This window comes from Streptomyces sp. CGMCC 4.7035 (assembly GCF_031583065.1).
GTDB lineage: Bacteria > Actinomycetota > Actinomycetes > Streptomycetales > Streptomycetaceae > Streptomyces > Streptomyces yaanensis.
Genome location: NZ_CP134053.1, coordinates 6,196,617 through 6,219,240 on the forward strand (window position 1 = coordinate 6,196,617; position 22,624 = coordinate 6,219,240).

At 71.0% G+C, this 22,624-nt stretch carries 21 protein-coding genes and 2 pseudogenes; 16 read left to right on the plus strand and 7 right to left on the minus strand.

Features of this window, described 5'->3' with window-relative positions:
* Window positions 1-23 precede the first annotated feature (23 nt).
* From Q2K21_RS27160 to Q2K21_RS27170, 3 genes and pseudogenes are all read left to right on the plus strand, one after another.
* The gene (locus Q2K21_RS27160) at window positions 24-992 is read left to right on the plus strand and encodes a helix-turn-helix domain-containing protein (RefSeq protein WP_310775997.1); all 969 of its coding nucleotides are present in this window, start codon (window positions 24-26) and stop codon (window positions 990-992) included.
* Between the two features lie 267 nt (window positions 993-1,259).
* Window positions 1,260-1,524: pseudogene (locus Q2K21_RS27165) on the plus strand (NF041680 family putative transposase); the annotation flags it as partial.
* 98 nt (window positions 1,525-1,622) lie between these two features.
* Complete coding sequence (locus Q2K21_RS27170) at window positions 1,623-1,901, plus strand: tyrosine-type recombinase/integrase (protein ID WP_386276111.1); 279 nt, start codon at window positions 1,623-1,625, stop codon at window positions 1,899-1,901.
* 918 nt (window positions 1,902-2,819) lie between these two features.
* Here Q2K21_RS27170 and Q2K21_RS27175 read toward each other — a convergent pair.
* Window positions 2,820-3,641, minus strand: a complete 822-nt coding sequence (locus tag Q2K21_RS27175) for a hypothetical protein (RefSeq protein WP_310776001.1) — start codon at window positions 3,639-3,641, stop codon at window positions 2,820-2,822.
* Window positions 3,642-4,177: 536 nt separating this feature from the next.
* Between Q2K21_RS27175 and Q2K21_RS27180 the strand changes: the two genes are divergently transcribed.
* The 3 genes from Q2K21_RS27180 (at window position 4,178) to pspAB (ending at window position 7,253) form a co-directional block, all read left to right on the plus strand.
* Complete coding sequence (locus Q2K21_RS27180; RefSeq protein ID WP_386276112.1) at window positions 4,178-5,644, plus strand: HEAT repeat domain-containing protein; 1,467 nt, start codon at window positions 4,178-4,180, stop codon at window positions 5,642-5,644.
* Window positions 5,645-5,744: 100 nt separating this feature from the next.
* On the plus strand, window positions 5,745-6,665 hold the full coding sequence (gene htpX / locus Q2K21_RS27185; RefSeq protein ID WP_310776005.1) for a zinc metalloprotease HtpX: 921 nt from the start codon (window positions 5,745-5,747) through the stop codon (window positions 6,663-6,665).
* 3 nt (window positions 6,666-6,668) lie between these two features.
* Entirely contained in the window at window positions 6,669-7,253 is a 585-nt protein-coding gene (gene pspAB / locus Q2K21_RS27190) for a PspA-associated protein PspAB (protein WP_310776007.1), read from the plus strand.
* A gap of 19 nt (window positions 7,254-7,272) precedes the next feature.
* On the opposite strand, the gene Q2K21_RS27195 is transcribed toward pspAB, so the two are convergent.
* From Q2K21_RS27195 to Q2K21_RS27205, 3 genes are all read right to left on the minus strand, one after another.
* Window positions 7,273-7,545 (minus strand): hypothetical protein, encoded by a 273-nt coding sequence (locus Q2K21_RS27195; RefSeq protein ID WP_310776008.1) that lies wholly within the window; start codon window positions 7,543-7,545, stop codon window positions 7,273-7,275.
* A 523-nt stretch (window positions 7,546-8,068) separates the two neighbouring features.
* Window positions 8,069-10,183 (minus strand): zinc ribbon domain-containing protein, encoded by a 2,115-nt coding sequence (locus Q2K21_RS27200; RefSeq protein WP_310776010.1) that lies wholly within the window; start codon window positions 10,181-10,183, stop codon window positions 8,069-8,071.
* A gap of 4 nt (window positions 10,184-10,187) precedes the next feature.
* On the minus strand, window positions 10,188-10,886 hold the full coding sequence (locus tag Q2K21_RS27205; protein WP_310776012.1) for an IS607 family transposase: 699 nt from the start codon (window positions 10,884-10,886) through the stop codon (window positions 10,188-10,190).
* A 164-nt stretch (window positions 10,887-11,050) separates the two neighbouring features.
* Between Q2K21_RS27205 and Q2K21_RS27210 the strand changes: the two are divergent.
* A pseudogene (locus Q2K21_RS27210) lies at window positions 11,051-11,524 on the plus strand (alpha/beta fold hydrolase); the annotation flags it as partial.
* A 408-nt stretch (window positions 11,525-11,932) separates the two neighbouring features.
* Here Q2K21_RS27210 and Q2K21_RS27215 read toward each other — a convergent pair.
* Complete coding sequence (locus Q2K21_RS27215) at window positions 11,933-12,454, minus strand: FxLYD domain-containing protein (RefSeq protein ID WP_310776014.1); 522 nt, start codon at window positions 12,452-12,454, stop codon at window positions 11,933-11,935.
* A gap of 168 nt (window positions 12,455-12,622) precedes the next feature.
* Between Q2K21_RS27215 and Q2K21_RS27220 the strand changes: the two genes are divergently transcribed.
* Window positions 12,623-13,819, plus strand: coding sequence for a winged helix DNA-binding domain-containing protein (locus tag Q2K21_RS27220; protein ID WP_310776015.1), 1,197 nt, complete (start codon window positions 12,623-12,625; stop codon window positions 13,817-13,819).
* Window positions 13,820-13,893: 74 nt separating this feature from the next.
* On the opposite strand, the gene Q2K21_RS27225 is transcribed toward Q2K21_RS27220, so the two are convergent.
* Window positions 13,894-14,202, minus strand: coding sequence for a hypothetical protein (locus Q2K21_RS27225; protein ID WP_310776017.1), 309 nt, complete (start codon window positions 14,200-14,202; stop codon window positions 13,894-13,896).
* A 164-nt stretch (window positions 14,203-14,366) separates the two neighbouring features.
* On the opposite strand from Q2K21_RS27225, the gene Q2K21_RS27230 reads away from it, so the two are divergent.
* A complete protein-coding gene (locus Q2K21_RS27230; RefSeq protein WP_310776019.1) occupies window positions 14,367-14,726 on the plus strand; it encodes an arsenate reductase family protein in 360 nt (119 codons plus the stop codon).
* Between the two features lie 135 nt (window positions 14,727-14,861).
* Window positions 14,862-15,575 carry a hypothetical protein gene (locus Q2K21_RS27235; protein WP_310776021.1) on the plus strand — a complete coding sequence of 238 codons (714 nt, stop codon included), beginning with the start codon at window positions 14,862-14,864 and terminating at the stop codon, window positions 15,573-15,575.
* A gap of 2 nt (window positions 15,576-15,577) precedes the next feature.
* Here the strand turns inward: Q2K21_RS27235 and Q2K21_RS27240 are convergent, their stop codons facing one another.
* Window positions 15,578-16,438: an alpha/beta fold hydrolase gene (locus Q2K21_RS27240; protein WP_310776022.1), complete on the minus strand. Its 861-nt coding sequence runs from the start codon at window positions 16,436-16,438 to the stop codon at window positions 15,578-15,580.
* 66 nt (window positions 16,439-16,504) lie between these two features.
* Here Q2K21_RS27240 and Q2K21_RS27245 point away from each other — a divergent pair, with 66 nt between their 5' ends.
* The 6 genes from Q2K21_RS27245 to Q2K21_RS27270 all read left to right on the plus strand — a co-directional run bounded on the left by Q2K21_RS27245 (window position 16,505) and on the right by Q2K21_RS27270 (window position 22,576).
* Window positions 16,505-16,954 carry a MarR family transcriptional regulator gene (locus tag Q2K21_RS27245; RefSeq protein ID WP_310776023.1) on the plus strand — a complete coding sequence of 150 codons (450 nt, stop codon included), beginning with the start codon at window positions 16,505-16,507 and terminating at the stop codon, window positions 16,952-16,954.
* A gap of 373 nt (window positions 16,955-17,327) precedes the next feature.
* On the plus strand, window positions 17,328-18,359 hold the full coding sequence (gene glnII, locus Q2K21_RS27250; protein ID WP_310776025.1) for a glutamine synthetase: 1,032 nt from the start codon (window positions 17,328-17,330) through the stop codon (window positions 18,357-18,359).
* A 488-nt stretch (window positions 18,360-18,847) separates the two neighbouring features.
* On the plus strand, window positions 18,848-19,468 hold the full coding sequence (locus Q2K21_RS27255; protein WP_310776027.1) for a winged helix-turn-helix domain-containing protein: 621 nt from the start codon (window positions 18,848-18,850) through the stop codon (window positions 19,466-19,468).
* Between the two features lie 79 nt (window positions 19,469-19,547).
* The gene (locus tag Q2K21_RS27260) at window positions 19,548-20,552 is read left to right on the plus strand and encodes an NAD-dependent epimerase/dehydratase family protein (RefSeq protein WP_310776029.1); all 1,005 of its coding nucleotides are present in this window, start codon (window positions 19,548-19,550) and stop codon (window positions 20,550-20,552) included.
* Between the two features lie 111 nt (window positions 20,553-20,663).
* Window positions 20,664-21,938 (plus strand): sensor histidine kinase, encoded by a 1,275-nt coding sequence (locus Q2K21_RS27265; protein ID WP_310776031.1) that lies wholly within the window; start codon window positions 20,664-20,666, stop codon window positions 21,936-21,938.
* On the plus strand, window positions 21,923-22,576 hold the full coding sequence (locus Q2K21_RS27270; protein ID WP_310776033.1) for a response regulator transcription factor: 654 nt from the start codon (window positions 21,923-21,925) through the stop codon (window positions 22,574-22,576). The genes Q2K21_RS27265 and Q2K21_RS27270 overlap by 16 nt, the downstream gene beginning before the upstream one ends.
* Window positions 22,577-22,624 lie beyond the last annotated feature (48 nt).

A 22,624-nucleotide genomic window follows, 5' to 3' on the forward strand; every position in this document is an offset into this window, starting at 1 on the left:
GGTGATCACTGGGAGGGCAGCCGGTGCTGAGCACCCTGGGGATCAGCGAGTTCGACGAACAGGTCTACCGCACCTATCTGACCAAGTCGGACCGGACGACCGCGGAGATCGCCGAGACCCTGGGCACCACGCCCAGCCGGATCAGGCGCACCGTCTCCCGGTTGGTGGAACTGGGCATGCTGAGAAAGGAAGGACACGGCCAGTACCGGCCGGTCAGCCCGCACACCGCGCTGAGGGCACTGCTGGCCAGACGCCGAGCCGAGACCGAGGCGGCGTTCACCGCGGTGTGGGGCACCGTCGACGACCTGGCGGACGAATACCGTGCCCGTCGGCTGCGGGAGGATCCGACCGGACTGGTGGAAGTGATCACCGGCGAGGCGGAGATCACGCTGCGCGTCGCCGAACTGATGCAGTCGGTCCGCACCCATTTCTGGGTGCTCGATCGGCCCCCCTATCTGGGCCCCTACAGCACCGAGTTGGAGGAGGCTCTGACGATGGACCTGCTGGGCCGCGGCGTCGACATACGGTCGGTCTACACCCCGGAGGCACTGGCGCAGCCGGGCCGTTTCGAGCTGATCACCCACCTCGCCCAGATCGGCGAGCAGGCCCGCATCCTGCCGGCCCTGCCGTTCAGACTGCGCATCATGGACCGACGCGTCGCGCTGGTCGCGCTGGTCCCGGGGCGCTACGACAGGATCGCCGTCGTCCACCAGTCGGGCCTGCTCGACGCACTCCTGGAGTTGTTCGACTCCTACTGGCAACGTGCGCAGTCCCTCGTCGCGACCGATCCGGCGACGCCCGACGGGCCGAGCGCGCAGGACCTCCTGCTGCTGAAGATGATGCAGGCGGGATACAAGGACCAGGCAATCGCCCGGCAGTTGGGGACGAGCGCGCGCACCGTGACCCGCCGGATCGCGGCGATTGCGTCCGGGCTCGGCCTCGACACCCGCTTTCAGGTGGGAGTCGAGGCCGCCAAGAGGGGCTGGATCTGAGACCTGGCGTCGGTCACGTCCGCGTGTGTCGACGTGAAGAACTGGCGAATCAGCACCAACGTCCGCCTCGACGCCCGACACGCAACCACACTCCTGCGGGCTCTCCTCGTGCTGACGAACAGCGAGATCCAACCAACCCTGACAGTCGCTCGCCTGCCACCGATCATGTCCGCCACCGGCACCAGCGCCAGCACCTCAGCCCTCGCCCATGCCAGCCCCGTGACCAGCGATACGCGCGGGCGGCCTCCGCTTGCTCATGTGTCCCCCACCCGACCCCGCCTCGCCCTGGCACTGGCCGCAGACCTTCGCCGCCCCGGAAAGAAGCCGGCCGAGCCCGGGCAGCTCACCCCCGCCCGGGTCCGCCGGAAGTTCAGAAACCTTCGCCCGAACTCGCCCTGCCCGACCCGCGCACCGAAACCCAACCGACCCGGCCCCGGCCGACCGCCCGGCTCGAAGAACCGGGCACTCCGCCATGCGCCACGGCGTGGGCGGAACAGTCAGACAACCCAAGGTCATCACCGAGCGTGACCAGACCGGACCAGAAAGTACAAGCTCGGGGAAAGCGCCCTGGTATCCGTCGCCTCAGAGGCAGCACCCAGGCCGAAAAGACTGCTCCCCGAGCCCGCGGGGATGTTCCCAAACGCGCTCCGCCACCTGTTCGCCTCCATGGCGCTCAGCCACGGCGTGGACATCCGCACGCTTGCCGGCCGGCTGGGCCACTCCGACCCGACCTTCACCCTGCGCAGGTACGTGCATCGTGCCGAATGCCGGCGCCAGACTGCGCGCTGCCTGGCGCAGGGTCTACGAGCACACGGCCTGACCTGGTGTGCAACATCCGTGCAAGACGATCTTGAGGACGGGACGAAGACGCAGGCCAGAAAACTGGATGTGCATTACTTCGACGTGTGATCCGCACGGATGGTGTGCCCCCTGAGGACAGGGGGCACACCTCCGAGAATCCGCTGTGACCTGCGAATAAGCACTTTCACCACCCATTGTTGGCCACGGCTGGTTTTTCAGCATCTTGTGCAACGCTCGTGCAAGATGATCTTGAATACCTGACGCGGCATCAGAGACGCCGGACTCGCGTATGCCATCACAAACGGTGATGAAGGATTCGTGCGAGCACGGGCGACAGCGCTCCTTCCGGGCACACCCCTGTGACGCTGCCGCGATGAGGCATCGACCACGACCCGCCTCTCTCGAGGGGTCATCAAGACCGCGAAGGAGACGGTGCCCGACGTCATGAACGTGAAGTACAAGGGGACGGCGCGGGGCGGGCTCGCGGTGAACATCATCGAGTGCTGACGCGGTAGGCCATGGCCAGCGCGTTCGTATCTTTCGGCGCTCTCGGGGCCTTCCCTGCTTACGCGACGGAAACTCCCCGGGACAGGCGTGAAAGTCCCCGAAAACTCCCCCAGGGACTCCCCAGGGAACGTCGCTGTTTACGGTTGGGCACGGGCCGACTTCAGGGCCAGCCCGGCGCTTGAGGCCCTCGCAGGGTATGGAGTGCAGTCGGTGCACGTCAGGTAGTGAGGCCTACGCATTACGAGGCCACAAGTGATCGTGACGTCTCATGATGGCTGATGTTGCAGGATGCTGTTGTGCCTGATCAGACCACATACGCCATGCTCGGCGTCGGTGCCTCGTGCTGCACCGTCCAAAGGCGTCCGGCCACCCCTCGGCCACCCCCGGGCCATGCACACCATGCTCGGCACCCGCGCATCAAGTTGCCGGACCTCCCACAGCTCGCGGACATCTGGTGCTTCCCTTGGCAGCATCTGAAACCTCGGTTCCCCAGATGTCTGTCTGTAACTGCCCATGGGGTCAACGAGCCGTTGCGGCGTCCCGTGGAACGAAGCGCAAGTCAGGGCGAGCTGGATCCGGATGCGGCTCGCCCTCGGGCAGCACAGGTGCGAGCGCCACGAACACCCGTTCCGTCACGGCGTCGCTGTATCCGGCCAAGGTCTCCGAGGCCTGGAGCAACGCACCACCGGCCCGCAGCGGGATCACCCGATAGAAGGCACCTGATGCTTCTAGTGCTGATGCGCCACCAAGGCGAGCCAAGAGTTCGGCGGGACATACCGTCACCCAGGCGTAACCCCGCAGGAACTGACGGCTCTCACGCATGGAGGTGCGCTTCTTACGGCGAAGTGCGGCATCGAGGTTGGTCTTCTCGACAGTACCGTTCAGTTCGATGCGACCGAATGCCGGATTTGCCCCTTCCAGCGCTTCGCGCAGAAAGTCGACCAGCGTGGCGCAGGACCCAGCATCCTGGGGATCCACGGTCACTGAAACCTCCGCCCGCCAGAGCGAGGCGTCGGACAGCACGTGGTACGTGCTCACCGATCCCAGTCCGGTCAGTTCGGCACCGTCCTTAAGGACAGTGATCCCTGCGCCCCAGGGGAACGCGGCGAGACTTTCCTCGAAGTGCCCCCAAGTCTCATTGACATCGGAGAAACGGCGGGGGCCATCATCGATGTCCTGGGTGATGCTGGCGAGAGAAAGAACTCTCTGGCCACCACTCGCTTCCGCCGCCACCAGTCCATCGAACAGGCGAGCCCATGCGGCTCGAAACCACTGGATCAGCGATTCCCCCGGTTCGACGGCCACCGCGCTGTCGAACGCGGCCTCAATGTAGACGTGCATGTCACTCACCTTACTGGCGCCTCAGCAGGCGCCTCCCAGGACACAGGCCGGACCTTGTGAGAAGACCGACCCCGCGCCAATGACCACTGTCGATTCTTTCCGTCACTGGCTCCCGGAATCGCGTTCGCTTTGCCGCCACCTCTGACCTACGCATTACATGCACAGCCTCAAAAGACCCTCGGCAGATGCATTCCAAGGTCAAGAAAAGAAAGAAACCGCAGGTCAGAGGCCCGACCTGCGGTTCACTTTGGAGCCGCCTTCGGGATTCGAACCCGAGACCTACGCATTACGAGACCGTGTGATCGACGCTCTGTCCGTCCGACGGCGCCCCCGTCCTGTTTCTCAGGACGGGGGCGCCGTCGTATGACTTTCTGGCGCTGCTGTGCGGCCGCGGTGATCCTGGTGCTGGCGTACGCGCGATTCCAGGCGCCGTACCAGAGACGCCTCCACCGGAATATCGCGCGACCGGCTGCCGTCCGGCCGCCTACGATCGCCGCACACATCAGGGTCGGCTGGGGGCGGGTATGCGCGGGGACATGGGAGGCGGGGAAGCGGCGGCGGTTCGGCTTGCCCAGGGGGAATCGCTCGGTAGGGTGCTGCCAGGCGACGACCCGGCGGCCTGGATCGCACTGGACGCCGGGGTACGGCAGGGCGTCTGGCACGCGGACGAGCACACATGGCTGGCGGCCTGGGCGGGCACTGAGGGCGGACGGGCGCTCGTCGCCGCCCTGCGCCAGGACAACGCACGCGGCCTGACCGCCGTTCCGCGGCGTATGAAACCGCTCACCGAGTCGCAGCTCGCGCTGGCGCTGTGCCACTGGGACGGCAGGATCCGGCAGGCGGCACTCGAGCGGGTCGCCGACCACCCCGGGCTGCTGCCGCTGGTGGTCGTGCGCTGCTCCGACTGGGCCCCACAGGTGCGCGAGGACGCCCGGCGGCGGCTGGCGGAGGCGCTCGACGCCAAGACCGCCGTACGGCTGATGCCTCTGGTCCTGCGCGTCGGGCGCCGGGGCCGGGGCGACTTCGCCACCGACCTGGCGGACCGGTTGCTGCGCGCCGCGTCGCCCGAGATCCTCGCGCCGCTCTACACCGACCCCGACCGCGTCGTACGCAGGTACATGTACCGGCTCGCCGTCGACGAGGGGTTCCTCTCCGCCGCCGAGCTGGCCCGCGCCGCCGCCCGGGACACCGACGCCGTCGTGCAGTCCCTGTGCGCGGACGCCGCCCTGGCCGCCGTGGCGGACTCCGGTGCTCACGACGACGTACTCGAACCGCTGCTCGCGGCGCGCAGCCCGCGGGCGCGGGCGGCAGGGGTCACGGCGTTGCGACGGGCCGGGCGGCCCGAGGTGGCAGTGGGGTTCCTGGGCGACCGGTCGGGGGTGGTGCGGGCCTGTGCGCGGTATGTGGTGCGGCAGTTCGGGGTCGATCCGCTGCCCTGGTACCAGGAGCGGTGTGCCGACCCCGAGGGGGTGCCGCCGGGGGCCGTGATCGGGCTGGCCGAGTGCGGGGGGCGGGCCGACGCCGAGGTGTTGCGGGCCTTGCTCGGGCATCCAGTGGCGGGGGTGCGGGCGCGGGCCGTCGCCGGGCTGCGGATCCTGGACGCGGCAGACGTACGGCGGCTGCGGCCGCTGCTCGACGATCCGGCGCCCGGGGTCGTGCGCGAGGTGACCGCCGCGCTGCTGCCGTCGGCGGGGGCGGTGCCCGAGGAGGAGCTGACGGAGCGGCTCGGTGGTGAAGGGCCGCGGCATGTGCGCGTTGCCGCGTTCCGGCTGCTCGACGCGCGGGGCGGGGTCGTACGACTGCGGGCCGCGGTCGCGGCGCTCGACGATCCGGACGACAGGATTCGGCACTGGGCCCGGCAGTCCGTGCAGGGCTGGCACGCGACGGAGGACGTGCCGCGAGAGGCGGCGGCGGAGGTGGGCGAGCTGCTGGACCGGTCGCGGCATCTGTTCAGCGAGTACGTGCTGACGCGACGCAAGTGGGAGGCCGGGGTCCGGTCCTGAGCCTTTGCCCCACCTAGGGCCGATCACGACCGCTTCATGGGAGTGGCCGGGTGCACACTGGCAGTGGGGCGAGTGCCTGACTGCCTGCGGGGTGATGCAGATGCGGAGCCGTTTCCGGAGCGACCGGGGACTGACCGTGCGGATGACGGTCACCTTGTTTCTGCTGGGGATGCTGTACGTAGCGTTCGTCGCCGCGTTGATCGTGTTGCTGAAGTCGTGGCTGCTGGTCGTCGTGCTCGTGGCGGCCATGTTCGTCGCCCAGTTCTGGTTCTCCGACCGGATCGCCCTGTTCGCGATGCGCGGGCGGGTGGTGGAGCGGGAGGAGTACCCCGAACTGCACGCCGTCGTGGACCGGCTGTGCGCCATCTCGGACATGCCCAAGCCGGTCGTCGCCGTGTCCGATATGGACATGCCCAACGCGTTCGCCACCGGCCGCAACCCCGAGAACGCCGTGGTATGCGTGACGACGGGGCTGCTGCGGCGGCTGGAGCCGGCCGAGCTGGAGGGTGTGCTCGCGCACGAGCTGTCGCACGTGGCCCACAAGGACGTCGCCGTGATCACGGTCGCGTCGTTCCTCGGGGTGATCGCCGGGCTGATCGTGCGGTTCGCCTTCTACTCGCAGCTGTTCGGCGGCGCGCGCCGGGACCAGAACACGGCGGCTGTGTTCGCCGCGGTCATGGGGGTGTCGGCGGCCGTGTACGCGATCAGCTTCCTGCTGATCAGGGCCCTGTCCCGGTACCGGGAGCTGGCCGCCGACCGCGCCGCCGCGCTGCTCACCGGGCGGCCCTCGGCGCTGGCCTCAGCGCTCACCAAGGTCTCCGGGGACATCGCCCGGATCCCGACGAAGGACCTGCGCACGGCCCAGGCCTTCAACGCCTTCTACTTCACGCCGGCGACCGGCAAGGAGCCCGGCATCGAGCGGATCTTCTCCACCCACCCGAGCCTTGAGCAGCGGCTGGAGCAGCTGGGCCGGATCTCCGCCGAGCTGGGCGAGGCGGCCACCCCCGGGAAGGCAGGCTGACGCATGGGGCTGCTGGACATCCTGCTCGGCCGGACGAAGCCGGTCACGCCCGACCTGGACCAGCTGTTCGCGCTGCCGTCGGCGGCGGTAACGCTCGAGGCGGCGGCCGGGTTCACCCCGACCGGCAACGGCGCGGTGTGCTTCGCCACGGTCGAGGGCGGTGCCTTCACCCAGACGAACCGCGAGGTCCAGGCGCTCCTCGACGCGGACACCGACCGCACCGGGCCGCCCGTCGAGCTGCGGCGGGACGACTACGGCTACTCCTGGCTGGTGTCACGCCGCGCACCCGACCAGCTGACCTCCCTGGTCAACGATCTGCACGCGGTGAACAGCGCGATGGAGGTCAACGGCTTCGGGCCGCAACTGCTGTGCTCGATGGCCGGATTCCAGGACGAGGGCGGGCGGCGGCTCGGCCTGGTCTATCTGTACAAGCGCGGCACCTTCTACCCGTTCGCGCCGCTCGCCGGGCAGGGCGAGCGGCGCGACAACGCTCTGGAGCTGCAGATCAAGGCGGCGCTCGCCGATGACCTGCGGATCGAGCAGGACCTCGGCCGCTGGTTCCCGATCTGGGGCGCGCCCGGTCTGTGAACCGGCGGCTCCGGGTCCCTCACTTGCTCTTCTCGCGCTCCTGGCGGCGGGCCTCGAAGGGGCGCTCGCGGCGGTAGCGGCGCTCCCACTTGGCCTGCTGGTCACGGCGTTCGCGGTACTGCTGGTAGGTGGCCGCCGATCCCGGGGCGGCTCCCGGGCCCGACGAGGACGACGAGCCCCGTCCGTACTGTGCGTACAGGAAGAGCACGGCGCCGGCGGCGAGCCACCAGGCGTGGTTGTTGAACCCTAAAAGGATGAAAGCGACTGTTCCGGCAATGACAATGGTGCCCATGACGGGCCTCCGTGGGCGTGGGTGAACGGTTGTGCCAGAGGTGTCCGACGGGGGGCTGGGGGGACGGCCCGTCGGTGCGTAGAGAGTAGCCCCGAGTCCACCGGCTGATGCCGCTCCGGCGGAAACCGGTGGTGGGCAGCTCCGGACCGCGTGTCCAGCGTAGGGAAGCCGTCACGGAGCGTGCATCTCCTTTTCCGCGCGGGAATCGCCCCGGAACCGCCCCCGGAACCGCGCGTCATGAGTGAATGGGCGGCATGAGCCGACTCCTCTCCTTCGCGCACGAACACGACGGTGAACGACTCAACGGGATGTACGGCGATGACGGCGGCGGCCCGGACGCGGCCACCGCCGTCGTGCTGCACGGGGCGGGAAGCAGCAGCATGGAGCGGCTGGTGCCGCTGCTCTGCGACTTCGTCGCGCGCGGCTGCCGCGGTATCGCCTTCGACTTCTCCGGGCACGGCGAAAGCACCGGACGCCAGGCCGAGTTGAGCGTCTCGGAAACTCTGTGTGTGCCTGAGGGGTTTCAGGCTTTTCGGGCGCGGCGTGGCCGTGTGTTGCTGCCGTGGGGTCCGAACCTCGGGGTGAGGGGGTGGACTTCGGTGGCGTGCACGTGGTGGAAGCCGGTCCGCTCGGCAGCGTGGGTGCGCTGCCGACAGGTTTCGCGTGAGAGCCGTCTCCGGTTGGCCGGAGGGAGTTCTTCCGGCCGGCTGGGGAGGGGTACTCCATGACGTGGCCCCTGCCGCCCTGGGGAGGGGGTGGGGGTCTGGGTGTCATGCCCCGCCGGACGCTTTACCGCCCCGGTGGGGGTGGTGGCGGGGACCGTACGCACATCGGGCATACGGCGGGAAGTCTGTGACCGGCGGGCCGGGGTGGGCCGGGCCGGGGTGGGGCGGGCCTTGCTCGGGGTGGTTTTCGGCCCGGGCGGCCGGGCGGGCAGGGTGGCCGCGTGGCGGGCGCGGCGCAGGCGGCGGGTGGTCTTCTTCGGCCGCCGCACGCAGGTGACGGTGCCCTCGACGGGGGTGCGGATGGTGCGGATACCGGTGGCACGCTCGGTGCTGGTGTGGGCCTGGCCGAGCAGGCCGCGGGAGACGATGCGGCGGGCGGCGGCCAGGTCGCGGTCCAGGGACAGGCCGCAGCCGGTGCAGTGGGCCCATTTCCAGCCGCGTTCGCCCAGCCGGTCGGGGGCGGGGTGATGGCCGAGCGTGGCCAGGCAGCGCGGGCACAGGGCGGAGGTGCCGCGCGCCGGGACGGTGACCACCGCGATGCCCGCCTTGGCGGCCAGGTGCCGCATCGCCTCGGCCACGGTGCCGCGGACCTGTCCGGACAGCCGGGCGTTGCCCTGGCGCCGGCCGCGGGCCTGGAGGGTGGTCAGGTCTTCGAGGTAGATCACGGACGCGCCGAGCGCGGCTGCCTGGTCGACGGCCCAACGGGCGGCCGACCACGCCAGCGTGTCGTTCAGGTGGCGGATGCGGGCGCACACCCGCTCATGCTCGCGCTCCAGCACCGCCGCCCGGTGAAGGAGCAGGCCCCAGGCGCGGTGCGGGGCGCCGAGAGCGGCCGCGAGCGCCAGGTAGTGGTCGCGTTTGGCCGCGAGGTGTTCGCGGTGGGTGCGCAGCCGGTGCAGTTTCCCGCTGATCGCGGTGGCGTCGAAGATCAAGGCGCGGCCGTCGGTGACCACCCGCGCCGTCCCGTCCCGGCCGGCCAGGCGGCCCACTGCCCCGGTCAGCAGGGTGTTCACGCCCCAGTCGAAGCCGATCCCGACGCTGTGCCCGCTCGCCTTGATGGCGACAGCGGGGCGCGAGTGGGGCAGATCCACCGCGATGCGCCCGGTCGGGGTGGGGCGCAGGGTCGGGGCGTGCAGGACCGCGTCCAGCTCGACGGTTACCGGCAGGCGCAGGTCGATGACGTGCCAGGCCCAGTCGCGGCCGGAGACCGGCGCGGCACACAGCGGGAGTTTCACCCGCAGCCGGGCACTGGCCGCATCCAGGCGCTCCAGGGTCGCCTGCTGGCGGTCCATCGCCGCCAGAAGCACCAAAGCGGCCACCGCCGGGGGTTCTTCCAGCTCGCACAGGCCCGCGGGCAGCCGCCCCTGGTGGGTGCAGACGAAGTCGCGGATCTGCCGGGTCCGGTTACGGATCTCCGCACCGCTCACCCCGGCGGGCAGCAGCGCACGCAGGGCGGCCCACTCCGCCCGGGTGCGCCGCGAGGGATCGGCGGGCCAGGTGGCCAGCAGTGCCATGACGACGGCCCGGCGGTGCAGGGCCAGCCGCAGCATGCGGGCCGCCTGCTCCTCGCCCGCCCGCCGCACCCGGTCCGACACATACACCCCCGCGGTCCTGCCCGCCCCGGCACACTCAGCAGAGGCAGAAGTAGAGGCAGAGGCCGGGGCAGGGGTGTTCCAGCCCAGGCGGCGCAGGGCCATCCAGCCCTTGGACGGCAGCGCCTGGCCCCGCTCGTCGACCCCGGCGGCCAGCACATCCAGCGACGTCTCGTCCCACCGGGCCGCGACCAGCCGGGTGGTCAGGTCCCGGCACAAGGCGGCCAGGAAACCCACCCGTTCGTACAGCACCCGCTGCCCAATCGGCAGGCCGTTCTCCTCCACGACGGCCCGGAAAGCGGTGCACGTCGCCGTCGCCATCAACCTAGCCACCGCCATCCCCCACCCGCACCGCCTCGGCCTCGGCTTCGGCAGCAGGGAAGCGACCTGGACCTCCGCTGCCGGTACCGGCAGCGGCAGCGCCGATGCGCTCACCGGCCTCGGCCAGCAGCCTCCGCCGCGCCTCACGCGAACGCAGCCCGTACATCCGCCCGGCAAAGGTGGCCACCAGGGACATGAAGTCATCCAGCAGCTCTTCCATGCCCCCGGCCGTGCCCTTGGCGTGCAGGACCTCGACCGCCACCCGGCGATGAGCCAGCACCTCGATCAGCCAGCTCGCACCGAACCGGGCCAGACGGTCACGATGAGTGACTCGCACATGGGTGAACTCCCCCGCCGCCGCCCGCTTCAGCAACCGGTCAAGCCCCGGACGCGACTCCCGCAACCCCGAGGCCCGGTCCCGGAACACCGCCACCACCACACCCGAAGCCGAGGCCCGCAACTCCGCCTCCTGCGCGGCCAGCGACGACTCCTGCCCACTGGTGCCCGAGACCCGCACATACAACGCCTCACGCCGCACGGCCGACGCCGCGCTCCCCATCAACGCGTCCAACGCCTCGATGGAGAAACGCCGTTCCCGGCCCACCCACACCACCGGGACCCTGCCCTCGTTCGCCCACAACCGCAGCGTCCCCGGGTGCACACCCACCCTGCGCGCGGCCACCGCCAAACGAAGAAGCTCCATGACCACGGACCCTACGGCCGCATCATCACCGGACAGCCCGAACCGGCATGAACCCCACACAATCGCATGACAGATCACCGATTACCTACAGATCCACACCAACCCTGCTATGCAGCATCAACAAGGATCCATAAGCGAACCACCCAACAGTTGAAGACCCTGCAAAGAGGTTCGAGCAGGCGGTCGCCGTGATCGACGCGCGGACGCCCGCTGACGGCCCGCTGGTTCTGGTCGGGTTCAGCATGAGCGGCCAGACGGTCGCGGATCTTGCCCGCCACTACGGTCGGCGTGTGGTGGCCCTCGGCCTGTGCGCGCCCGCGGTCTACGCGGCGGACGCGTGGCCCGTTCCGTTCGGCCATGGGGTCGGACGCTTCACCGAGGTCCTCCGCACGCCGGGCAGTTGGCGTTCGGCTCCGGCGCTGGAGGTACTGCGCGCATACGAGGGCCGGGCCGTGCTCGCGGTGCCCGGCACCGACGCCGTGATCCCGCCGGAGGTGACCGAGGCGGTGGCGGCGGCGCTCACCGTGAACGCCGCGTTCACCCGCTTCGATGTGCCCGGTGCGGAGCACACGCTGGGGCTGTGGTTCCGTGACCACGCCGAGGACCGCGGACGGTTCGTGGACGCCGTACTCGCCGGCAGGCTTTCGGCCACCACGGCTGCCCCGGCCTCGTAGACCATGGTGAGCCCGCCGGCCGGCCGGGTCGGCGAGGTCAGGACACGGGCCGGGGCTGCGCGGGGCCGGGCCCCGGACGCGGCGCACGCGGACCCGCGGGCCGCGAACCCGATCGGGGCGTGCGGGGGCCCGTGGACCGGGGACCCGACCACGGGATGTGGGGACCCGTGGGTCCGGGGCCCGACAACGGGGTGCGCGGACCGGCGAGCCGTGAGCCCGACCAGGGCGCGCGGAGACCCGTGGTGCAAGGACCCATGGAGCGAGAACCCGGCCACGGGGTGCGCGGACCGATGAGCCGTGACAACCACGGGGTGCGCGTGCGCGGACCCGAAGGCCGGACCGTAGTGCCCGAGCGAAGGCCGGTCACCGGGATCAGTACCGTACGGCGCGGGCGACGGACGTGGTGACGTCGCCGGTGAGCTTGCGGTTGCTGCGCGCGGTGGCATCCTTCGACGCACCCGCCGCGACATTGTCGACCGTCACGACGACCGTGTCGAGGAGATTGCCGCCCGCGTCGCGGAAATCCACCTGGACGGCGTACGTGCGGGACTGGGAAGTGGAGTTGGTGACCGTGATCGGCACGGTTTTCCGCCCGTCGGCGTCCGTACCGGTCGAGCCGCCGAGCTTGACGTCGCTCTTGGCGTCCACACCACCCTTGATCTCCTCCAGCCTGCGGTGCGCCTCGGCGGTCGCGGAGGCCAGGGTGCCGGAGGCCTCCGAGGCGAGGGACGCCACGGCGGAGGATGCCTGCGAGGCGAGGGACTCCGCGGCGGAGGCGGCCTTGGAGGCGTTGCTGGAGGGGGCCTCGTTGCCGGAGCAGCCGCTGAGCACGGCAACCGCCGCGACGACGACCGCGAAACCCCATGCCGTGTCCCGTATCCGTTGTCGTGCCATCGCCTCTCCCGCCTCGCCCTCTTCCGTACTCCCCGATGACCTCAGTCAAGGCCGGGACGGGGACCTGCCGCACGCCGGATGCGGCACTTCGGGTGACGGGGCACTCGGCGGGGCCGGCATCGGCGAGGATGGACCTCATCCGTACGGGTCGGAATCGGTGGAGGCGGCGTGGACGGGGTGCGGCGGCACATCGGGGCGGCGGAGCGACGGGCGCGGCTCGCGCTGCGGCAGCGGCTGTCCGGCCCGGCGCGGGCGGCGACGCCCGAACAGGTCGCCGAATCGCTGGTCGCGCTGCACGGGACGGATCCGGCCACGGTGTACCTGGCCGTCGGCGCGCGGCTCGTGGACGCGGGCAAGACCGTGGCGGAGGTCGAACGAGCGCTGTACGAGGACCGGACGCTGGTGCGGATGCACGGCATGCGGCACACGGTGTTCGTCTTCCCGACCGAGCTGGCGGCCGTGGTGCACGCGTCGACGGGACTGGCGAACGCGGCGAAGGCACGCGCCGGGCTGATCAAGAACATGGTGACCGGAAGCGACGGTCGGCTGACTCAGGAGTGGCTCACGGAGGTCGAGGCGTCGGCGCTCGCCGCGCTGGCCCGGCGCGGGCAGGCGACGGTCACCGAACTCACACGGGACGAGCCCCGGTTGAAGGAGCAGTTCGTCTACGGCGCCGGCAAGAGCTACGAGGCCTCGCAGACCGTTTCGTCCCGGCTGATGCGGGTGCTCGGCGTCGAGGGCCGGGTGGTGCGCGGACGCCCGCTCGGCGCGTGGACGTCGTCGCAGTTCCGCTGGGCGGTCGCCCCGCCGCATCCCGAACTCCCGCCCGCCGAGGCCCAGCCGGAGCTGCTCCGCCACTGGCTCATGGCCTGCGGCCCGGCCACGGAGGCGGACCTGAAGTGGTGGACGGGGTGGAAGGTCACGGACGTACGCCGGGCGCTGACGGCGATCGGCGCGGTACCGGTGACGCTCGTCGAAGGCGGGGCGACGGCCTATGTGACGGCGGACGACGAGGAACCGGTCGCGCCCCCGGCCGAGCCCTGGGCTGCCCTGCTCCCGGGCCTCGACCCCACGGCGATGGGCTGGCAGGAACGGGACTGGTACCTCGCCCCTCAACTACGCCCGGCCTTGTTCGACCGCAGCGGCAACGTGGGCCCGACGGTGTGGTGGAACGGCCGGGTGGTGGGGGGTTGGGCCCAGCGGCCGGACGGGGAGGTGGTGTGGCGCCTGCTGGAGACGGAGGGGCTGGGCGGCGAGGAGCGAGCGGCGATCGAGACGGAGGCGGCCCGGCTGACCTCGTGGCTGGGAGACAACCGGGTGACGCCACGCTTCCGGACACCGCTGGAGCGGGAACTGTCCGACTGAGCGGAGGGCACCCCCGGCTCCGGGCGCCCCCGGCTCCGGGCGCCCTCGGACAAGAGGGCGCCCGGAGCCAAGACTCAACGGCAGTAGCGCATGAGCGCCCGCACCATGTGGCACGTCGTGTCCGACGGCGGGTGTACCCCGATCAGCTCCGCCGTGCTCCGGATCTTCTCGTTGCGTGCCTGGTTCGGCACATACACCCCGGAGTCGAGCAGGGCGATCGCGAGACGCATCGCCTTGAGGCGCCGGTTGTGCGTGACGTACCACTCACGCGGCCGCCCCGGCGGGAGCGGGCGCTTCTCCACGGGCGCGTACGGCAGGTCCAGCAGGACCGGGTGCTGGGCGGTGGACTGGGTCGGCTTCGGCTTCGTTGCGGCAGCGGGCACAGGCATCCTCCTGTCGCGGTCAGGGAGCCACCGGACACCCCGGCAACTCCCTCGAACACTGCTTCTATTCTACTGCCGCCCACTGACAAAAGCCGCTGGCCACAAGGGCTTTGGACAGGGTTGTGACACGGGGGAGAGATGGTGTTTCGACTACCGTGTGAGCCATGGAGATCTGGATCAACCCGGCCTGTTCGAAGTGCCGCAGCGCCCTCACCCTGCTCGACGCCGAGGGCGCCGACTACACCGTGCGCCGCTATCTGGAGGACGTCCCGAGCGAGGACGAGATCCGCGAGGTGCTGACGCGGCTCGGCCTCGAACCGTGGGACATCACCCGCACCGAGGAGGCCGTCGCCAAGGAGCTCGGCGTGAAGGAGTGGGCGCGGGACGCCGCGTCGCGGGACCGCTGGGTGGGCGCGCTCGCCGAGCACCCCAAGCTCATCCAGCGGCCGATCATCACCGCCGAGGACGGTACGGCCGTGGTCGCGCGCACGGACGATGCGGTTCGGGACGCCTTGTCCCGCTGAGTCCAACGCGCCTGTGGCGCACGTCACTTCGGCGGCTCCTGCAACCGATGAGTAACACCGTTCGGTATCTCGTACATAGCGGCGTACCTATCGCGTCCGGCCGCCGACCACGGCGGCCGGGGACAGGAGGCGCGCATGTCGCGTAGGAGAACCCTCAGTCCCAAGAAGAAGATCGCGCTGGCGGTCAGCGCCGTCGCGGTGGCCGGCAGCGGGGCCTTCGCCCTCGCGGCCACCTCGAACGCGGCGAACGTGCAGAACGCGTCCAACTCGACGGTCTGCAAGGGGCTGGCCACCGCACTCGGCAACAACGAGTCGTTCATCGCCGCACAGAAGGCCAACCCGGACGCCCAGTCGGCGGCGCGGATCGCCAACCGTGAGGCGGTCGTCGCCCAGATCAAGGTCCAGCAGGAGGCGTCCGGCTGCCAGGTCGGGGAGTCCGTACAGGCGGGCGGAGCGGCGCAGTCCGGCGGCGGCGCGCAGGCCGGGGGGTCGGCTCAGGACCCCCAGGCCTCGCAGGCCGCCACCACCGCGCCCGCGACGACGGCACCCGCGAACAACGCGGGCAACAACGGAAACGCCGGGAACGCCGGGAACGCCTCGGGCCAGCAGGTCTGCAAGGGCTCGACGGTGACGCTCTCCGGCGAGGGCGGCGCCCCGGCCGCGTCCAGCAACCAGTTCCCGTCGGGTACGAAGCTGAAGGTCACCAACCTGGACAACAACAAGTCCACGACGGTCACCGTCACATCGGTCTCGGGCAGCTGCGTACTGCTCAACAACGCGGCCTTCGAACAGGTCCGCGAGCCCGGCAAGTTCCTGATCCGCCGGGCCGTGATCGAGAAGGTGGGGTGAGGTCAGCGGCTTAGGAACTCCAGGAGGCGGCGGGTCGTGGCCGCCGGGTCGGTCTGCGGCAACGCGTGGTGGGAGACGTCCGGCAGGACGGCGGTCTCCACCCGCGGCAGCGACTTGGCGGCACGAGCGGCGACTTCGAGCGGGTCATGGGTCCTGCTGTCCGCGGCCACGAGCAGCAGGACCGGCATGTGCAGCGAGCGCAGCGCGGCGGCGCTCGGGCGCGGCGCCGTGACCGGCCTCGCCATCGGGAAGCCGGCCGTCGCCTCCTGGAGCCGCAGCCACTCGGCGTCAAGTGCCGCCCCACCCGTCTCCCACTCCAGGAAGGCGCGGATCCGGCGCGCCGAGGGCCGCAGCAGCATGGGGAGTGCGTGCAGGAGGTACGCGGCCCGGTATCCGGCGAAGCACTGGGTGGGGTCGAGCAGGGCGAGGCGGGTGACGCGGCCGGGCGCGTGCAGGGCGTAGTGGAGGGCGATCCAGCCGCCGTACGAATGCCCTGCGAGAGCTGTCCGGTCGATCCCCAGCCCGTCGAGAACCGCGTCGAGCCAGGCAGTGAGGTCGGCCACCGTACGGAGGGGGTGGCCGGCCTCACGTGTGCTGCGCCCCGGCTGACCGATGAGGTCGACGGCGTACACGCGGTGCGTACGGGAGAGCGCCTCGGCGCATCCGAACCAGGAGGCCGAGGTCGCACCGCCGCCGCCCGGAAGGAGGACGATCGGGGGCGCGTCGCGGGAGCCGCACGCGTTCACATGGGTCGCGCCGAACCGGGTGGTGACGACGAGCTCCTCCCGGTCCGCGGGCCACTTCGCCATCACCTGGTCGTAAGCCGTCCGGAAGCCCTGGCTGTCGAACGTGCGGCCGGTCATGCACCCTCCCTTATTATCTCGTTCGACGAGATACTCGGTCAGCGAGATGATAGTAGGAGGACAGGCATGCCGGACCCTGAGCGCGAGATGGAGATCGTGCACCTGCTGCGCGCGGCGACCGTCGAACTGAGCCTGCACAGCGCGCGGTTCGCGAACCGGAACGGCATGCACCCGACGGACGTACGCGCCCTGATCGCCCTCATGGACGCCTCCCGCGCCGGGGAGGAGATGACGGCGGGCCGCCTGGGCGCGCTCCTCGGCCTCAACTCCGCCGGCACCACCGCCCTGGTCGACCGGCTCGAACGGCTCGGGCACGTGCGGCGCGTACGGGACGGGCGCGACCGGCGGCGGGTGCTCATCGAGGTCGACGAGCGGGCGGTGGAGCTCGGGTGGGAGTCCTTCGGACCGCTGATCGGGCGGGCGGTGGAGCTGCTGAACGGGTACGACGAGCGGGAGCTCGCCGCGATCCGGGGGTTCCTGGGCGGAGTGCGGGACGCCGCGGCCGGGGACGCCTGACCACCTCGTACCCCCTTGTGCGCCCCGACCCCCTCGTACGCCCCGGCCCCCTCGTAGGCCCCGGCCCCTCGTACGCCCCGGCCCCTCGTACGCCCTGACCCCCTATACGCCTTCTCAACCCCATCGCATACGAGCCGCCCCCCGGCCGCCGTCTGCGACTGCGAACGGCCGCTCCCGAGGTCTTCCCGTGCCGTGCGCACCCTCACAGCGTGAATCACGACACAGCATGACCAGGTAACACGCGGTTCACATTCGGGCAATGATCGGGAAATCGCCTGTTGACAGGCTGCCGGTCGACAACCGCGGCGCCCCAGTGCCGCAGCGCCGCAGCACCCGCAAGTGCGCCTAGACCCACCCCCGAAGGATGTGGCCCGTGACCTTCAAGGCTGAGTACATCTGGATCGACGGCACCGAGCCGACGGCCAAGCTGCGCTCCAAGACCAAGATCATCGCGGGCTCCCCCGCCGGTCTCGACGCACTGCCGATCTGGGGCTTCGACGGGTCGTCCACCAACCAGGCCGAGGGTCACTCCTCGGACCGCGTGCTCAAGCCGGTGTTCACCTGTCCGGACCCGATCCGCGGCGGCGACGACGTCCTGGTGCTGTGCGAGGTCCTGGACATCGACATGACCCCGCACTCCTCCAACACCCGTGCCGCGCTGGTCGAGGTCGCCGAGAAGTTCGCCGCCCAGGAGCCGATCTTCGGCATCGAGCAGGAGTACACCTTCTTCGACGGCTCGCGTCCGCTCGGCTTCCCCGAGGGCGGCTTCCCGGCCCCGCAGGGCGGCTACTACTGCGGTGTCGGCGCCGACGAGATCTTCGGCCGTGACGTCGTCGAGGCGCACCTGGAGAACTGCCTGAAGGCGGGCCTCGGCCTCTCCGGCATCAACGCCGAGGTCATGCCCGGCCAGTGGGAGTTCCAGGTCGGCCCGCTGTCCCCGCTGGAGGTCTCCGACCAGCTGTGGGTCGCCCGCTGGCTGCTGTACCGCACCGCCGAGGACTTCGGCATCTCCGCCACCCTCGACCCCAAGCCGGTCAAGGGCGACTGGAACGGCGCGGGCGCGCACACCAACTTCTCCACCAAGGCGATGCGCGAGGGCTACGACGCGATCATCACCGCGTGCGAGTCGCTCGGTGAGGGCTCCAAGCCGCTCGACCACGTCAAGAACTACGGCGCCGGCATCGACGACCGCCTCACGGGTCTGCACGAGACCGCCCCGTGGAACGAGTACTCCTACGGCGTCTCCAACCGTGGTGCCTCGGTCCGCATCCCGTGGCAGGTCGAGAAGGACGGCAAGGGCTACATCGAGGACCGCCGTCCGAACGCCAACGTCGACCCGTACGTGGTGACCCGTCTGCTCGTCGACACCTGCTGCTCGGCGCTGGAGAAGGCCGGCCAGGTCTGATCCACGCTTCGGCTCCCCGAGGGGGCGTCCACCATCCGGTGGACGCCCCCTCGCCTTTGCCGCCGCAACACCGCCGGACTGTCCACGGATTGGGACGGACCCCCGGGCACGGCGATCACACTGTCACCGCCGGCCCATTGAAAACGCCTGGTCGGCGAGGGTGTGTGGCGTCAAGTTCCCGCCAAGGAAGCGTCCGACCCGTGAGAGAAGTCTCCTGCGGAGCGCGGGTGTCTGCTTCAATGGAGCCATGGCCGGCTTCCAGAACCACAGCGCGACGGGTCGCCATGACCTCGAGCCGTTCTGGCCTTCCCGTCAGCACCACGACTTCGACCGGGTGTGTTGTCGCGCGCGGAACGCGCGGGCCCTCTAAAGCCGTACACCCCGGCCTTCGGCCAGCGCGCACGACGTACGTCCCCGACGACCCCGACCACGAACTCGCGGTCGTCGTCCTCCCCGACGAACTTCTCGCGCGAAAGAGCTGACCTCTCATGGCGACCACTCGTTCTTTCTCGACCGCCACTCTCAACACCCCGACCGCCCCCCTCAACGCCCCGACCGCCTCCTCCAACGGCTCCGGGCGCCACCGGCTGCGTGCCGTCGACCGGGACGAGGTCGTCGACGTGGCGGACTTCCTGCCGCCGGGCGCCACTTGGCTGCCGGCGCCCCAGCACTCCTTGCCCAGCCTGCCGGGCCGGCCGCCGATGATCGGCTACCTGGTGCTCGTCCCGGCCGACCAGCAGCCGCCGTTCCTGCCGGTCGCGGTGCCGGACGAGCCGGCGGCCCCGGGGGCCCCGGGGGCCGACAACTCCGACGGCGACCCGCTCGTCCGCGTCGACACCGCGCAGCGCACCGCCGAGGTGAACGGGCAGCCGCTCGACCTCACCTACCTGGAGTTCGAACTGCTCGCCCACCTGGTCGCGCACCCGCACCGGGTGCACACCCGGGACCAGTTGGTGACCACGGTATGGGGCTACGGACACGTGGGCGACGGGCGCACCGTCGACGTCCATATCGCCCGGCTGCGGCGCAAGCTCGGCGCCCGGCACCGCACGGCGATCCAGACGGTGCGGCGCGTGGGCTACAAGTACGCGCCGCCGACCGGCCGCTGACCCCGGCGGCAGCGAACCCGGTTTTCCTGTCGGCAGATCCGGGTTCCGTCCCGCAAGCCGTGCGGGCACAGTCGTCGGCATGAGGCTTCTGACGCTGGGCGGTACGGAATTCGCGGGGCGGGCCGTCGTGGAGGCGGCGCTCGCACGGGGCTGGGAGGTGACCGTCTTCCACCGCGGTCAACACGAAGCACCGCCCGGGGTGCGGTCGCTGCTGGGGGACCGCACCGCGCCGGACGGTCTCGCGGCGCTCACGGGGGAGTCGGCCGAAGGCGGGTGGGACGTCGTCGTCGACACCTGGTCGGGAGCGCCGCGGGCCGTCCGGGACACCGCGCGCCTGCTGGCCGGGCGCGTCGCGCGGTACGTGTACGTGTCGAGTCGCTCGGTGTACGCATGGCCTCCGGCCCCCGGGAGCGACGAGGGCGCGCCCCTCGTGGAGGGGGCAGCGGCGGACGCCGAGAGCACCGGGTATCCGCAGGACAAGCGGGGCGGTGAGCTGGCCGCGGTCGAGGCGTTCGGTGCGGAGGGATCGCTGCTGGTGCGGGCGGGGCTGATCCTGGGGCCGTACGAGAATGTCGGGCGGCTGCCCTGGTGGCTCACCCGGATCGCCCGCGGCGGGCCCGTGCCGGCGCCCGGACCGCGTGAACTGCCGCTCCAGTACGTCGACGTGCGCGACCTGGCGGAGTGGGTCCTCGGGGCGGCGGAGCGCGGGCTGAGCGGGCCCTACAACCTTGTCTCCCCGCGCGGGCACACCACGATGGGCGCGCTTCTCGACGAGTGCGTACGGGTCACCGGAAGCGGCGCGGACCTGCGCTGGACCGCGCCCGAGGTGATCCTGGGCGCCGGGATCCAGCCGTGGACGCAGCTGCCGGTGTGGGTGCCGCCCGGAAGCGAGTACGAGGACGCCCTGTACAGCGCGAACGTGTCACGGGCGGTACGGGACGGGCTGCGGTGCCGTCCGGTCGAGGAGACCGTGCGCGACACCTGGGCGTGGCTGCGGAGCCTGGGCGGGAGTGCGCCGCAGCGGCCGGACCGGCCGGCGGTGGGCCTCGACCCCGAAGTGGAGGCCAAGGTGCTGGGGTTCTGACCGCCGGACCGGAGGGTGGTGTCAGGTACACCTACAGACCGGGTGGGCATCCCCCCTGACCTGCGCGAGGGCGGCAGGCAGACTGGACCCCGACGAGAGAGGTGGGGGTCCATGAACGGGTTACGGGCACGGGTACGGGACGCGCTGGTGGCGGGTGCCCGGGGGCTGACGCTGTCGCTGATGGGTTGGGTCCCGTCGGTCGCGCTCTCCGTTCTGGCCGTCGTGTCGATCAGCTTGTACCCGCTGGGTATAGGCGCCCTCACCACACCGTCCGTCCTGCGTATGGTGCGCGCATACGCGAACCGCAGGCGGCTGCTGGCCGCGCGGTGGGCGGGGATCCGGATCCCCGCCCCGTACGAGCCGCTTCCGTCGCCTGCGAGCGGCGGGCTCATGGGACGGGTGGAGCTCACCAACCAGTTGCTCAAGGACCCGGCGACCTGGCGGGACCTGCGCTGGCTGTCCGTGGACACGATTGCGAGCGCAGCCGTCGCCTCACTGGCGCCGTACCTGCTGCTGGAGGGAGTCTTCGGCATCCTGCTGGCGGCGGGACTGTGGCAGCCGATCGTGGCCGCCAACGGCGACTTCTGGTACGAGTTCGTCCCGGTCACCGGCTGGGCCAGTGCCTTCGCCGCGGGGGCGGTCGGCTGCGTCTGGACCGCCGTCGCCCTGCGGTGGAACCCCGTGCTGATCCGCACGAACTTCAGGATCACCGAGGCGCAGCTCGCCCCGACAGCAGCCGAACTCGCCCGCAGAGTCGAAAAGTTGACCGAGACCCGGCGGAACGCGGCGGACGCCTCCGCCGCCGAACTGCGGCGCATCGAGCGGGACCTGCACGACGGGGCGCAGGCCCGGCTGGTCGCGATGGGCATGGATCTGGGCGCCATCGAGATGCTCCTCGACAAGGACCCGGCGAAGGCCAGACAGCTCCTCGCGCACACCCGCCAGTCCTCCGTGGACGCGCTCGCCGAACTGCGCGACCTGGTCCGCGGCATCCATCCGCCGGTACTCGCCGAACGCGGACTGGGCGATGCCGTACGGGCGTTGGCGCTGCGGCTGCCGATCGCCACGGAGGTGACCGTGGACCTCAATGGCGGCCGCGCGGACGCGCCCGTCGAGTCGGCGGCCTACTTCGCCGTCAGCGAGATCCTCACCAACGCCGCCAAGCACTCCGGCGCCGACCGCGTATGGGTGGACCTCCACCACACGGACGGCATGCTGCGGATCGCGGTCACCGACGACGGCCGGGGCGGCGCGGTGATCGCGGCCGGTTCGGGTCTCGCCGGGGTCGAGCGCCGGCTGGGTACATTCGACGGCGTCCTGGCCGTCAGCAGCCCCGCGGGCGGTCCCACCCTGGTGACGATGGAGATTCCGTGCGCGTTGTCCTAGCCGAGGACCTGTTCCTGCTGCGTGACGGGCTGGTCCGGCTCCTGGAGGCGTACGGTTTCGAGATCGCCGCGGCCGTCGAGAGCGGACCCCAACTGGACCGGGCGCTGGCCGAGTCGGCGCCGGACGTCGCCGTGGTGGACGTACGCCTGCCGCCGACGCACACGGACGAGGGGCTGCAGTGCGCGCTCCGGGCCCGCGAGGACCGGCCCGGACTGCCGGTGCTCGTGCTGTCGCAGCACGTGGAGCAGTTGTACGCGCGGGAACTGCTCGCCGACGGGATGGGCGGGGTGGGCTATCTGCTCAAGGACCGGGTGTTCGACGCGGAGCAGTTCGTCGACGCCGTACGGCGGGTCGCGGCGGGCGGCACCGCCATGGACCCGCAGGTGATCCAGCAGCTGCTGTCGCGGCGCGCGGCGGACGACCGGCCGCTCGCCCGGCTGACGGCCCGCGAGCTGGAGGTGCTGGAGCTGATGGCGCAGGGCCGCTCCAACGCGGCGATCGCCACCCAACTCGTCGTCACGGAACGTGCGATCGCAAAACATACCTCCAACATCTTCGCCAAACTGGGCCTTGAGGTGTCCGATGACGACAACCGGCGGGTTCTGGCCGTACTCGCCTATTTGGACCACGGCCGGTGAAGACGGCACCGGCGTCGTGCGCTGAATCTGATTCAAAAAAGTGCGTCT

Coding starts and splice junctions, on each gene's coding strand:
- Q2K21_RS27170 (WP_386276111.1), top strand. CDS start 1,623: ATGTTCCCAAACGCGCTCCGCCACCTGTTCGCCTCCATGGCGCTCAGC.
- Q2K21_RS27175 (WP_310776001.1), bottom strand. CDS start 3,641: ATGCACGTCTACATTGAGGCCGCGTTCGACAGCGCGGTGGCCGTCGAA.
- Q2K21_RS27180 (WP_386276112.1), top strand. CDS start 4,178: ATGGGAGGCGGGGAAGCGGCGGCGGTTCGGCTTGCCCAGGGGGAATCG.
- htpX (WP_310776005.1), top strand. CDS start 5,745: ATGCGGAGCCGTTTCCGGAGCGACCGGGGACTGACCGTGCGGATGACG.
- pspAB (WP_310776007.1), top strand. CDS start 6,669: ATGGGGCTGCTGGACATCCTGCTCGGCCGGACGAAGCCGGTCACGCCC.
- Q2K21_RS27195 (WP_310776008.1), bottom strand. CDS start 7,545: ATGGGCACCATTGTCATTGCCGGAACAGTCGCTTTCATCCTTTTAGGG.
- Q2K21_RS27200 (WP_310776010.1), bottom strand. CDS start 10,183: ATGGCGACGGCGACGTGCACCGCTTTCCGGGCCGTCGTGGAGGAGAAC.
- Q2K21_RS27205 (WP_310776012.1), bottom strand. CDS start 10,886: ATGGAGCTTCTTCGTTTGGCGGTGGCCGCGCGCAGGGTGGGTGTGCAC.
- Q2K21_RS27215 (WP_310776014.1), bottom strand. CDS start 12,454: ATGGCACGACAACGGATACGGGACACGGCATGGGGTTTCGCGGTCGTC.
- Q2K21_RS27230 (WP_310776019.1), top strand. CDS start 14,367: ATGGAGATCTGGATCAACCCGGCCTGTTCGAAGTGCCGCAGCGCCCTC.
- Q2K21_RS27235 (WP_310776021.1), top strand. CDS start 14,862: ATGTCGCGTAGGAGAACCCTCAGTCCCAAGAAGAAGATCGCGCTGGCG.
- Q2K21_RS27240 (WP_310776022.1), bottom strand. CDS start 16,438: ATGACCGGCCGCACGTTCGACAGCCAGGGCTTCCGGACGGCTTACGAC.
- Q2K21_RS27245 (WP_310776023.1), top strand. CDS start 16,505: ATGCCGGACCCTGAGCGCGAGATGGAGATCGTGCACCTGCTGCGCGCG.
- Q2K21_RS27255 (WP_310776027.1), top strand. CDS start 18,848: ATGGCGACCACTCGTTCTTTCTCGACCGCCACTCTCAACACCCCGACC.
- Q2K21_RS27260 (WP_310776029.1), top strand. CDS start 19,548: ATGAGGCTTCTGACGCTGGGCGGTACGGAATTCGCGGGGCGGGCCGTC.
- Q2K21_RS27265 (WP_310776031.1), top strand. CDS start 20,664: ATGAACGGGTTACGGGCACGGGTACGGGACGCGCTGGTGGCGGGTGCC.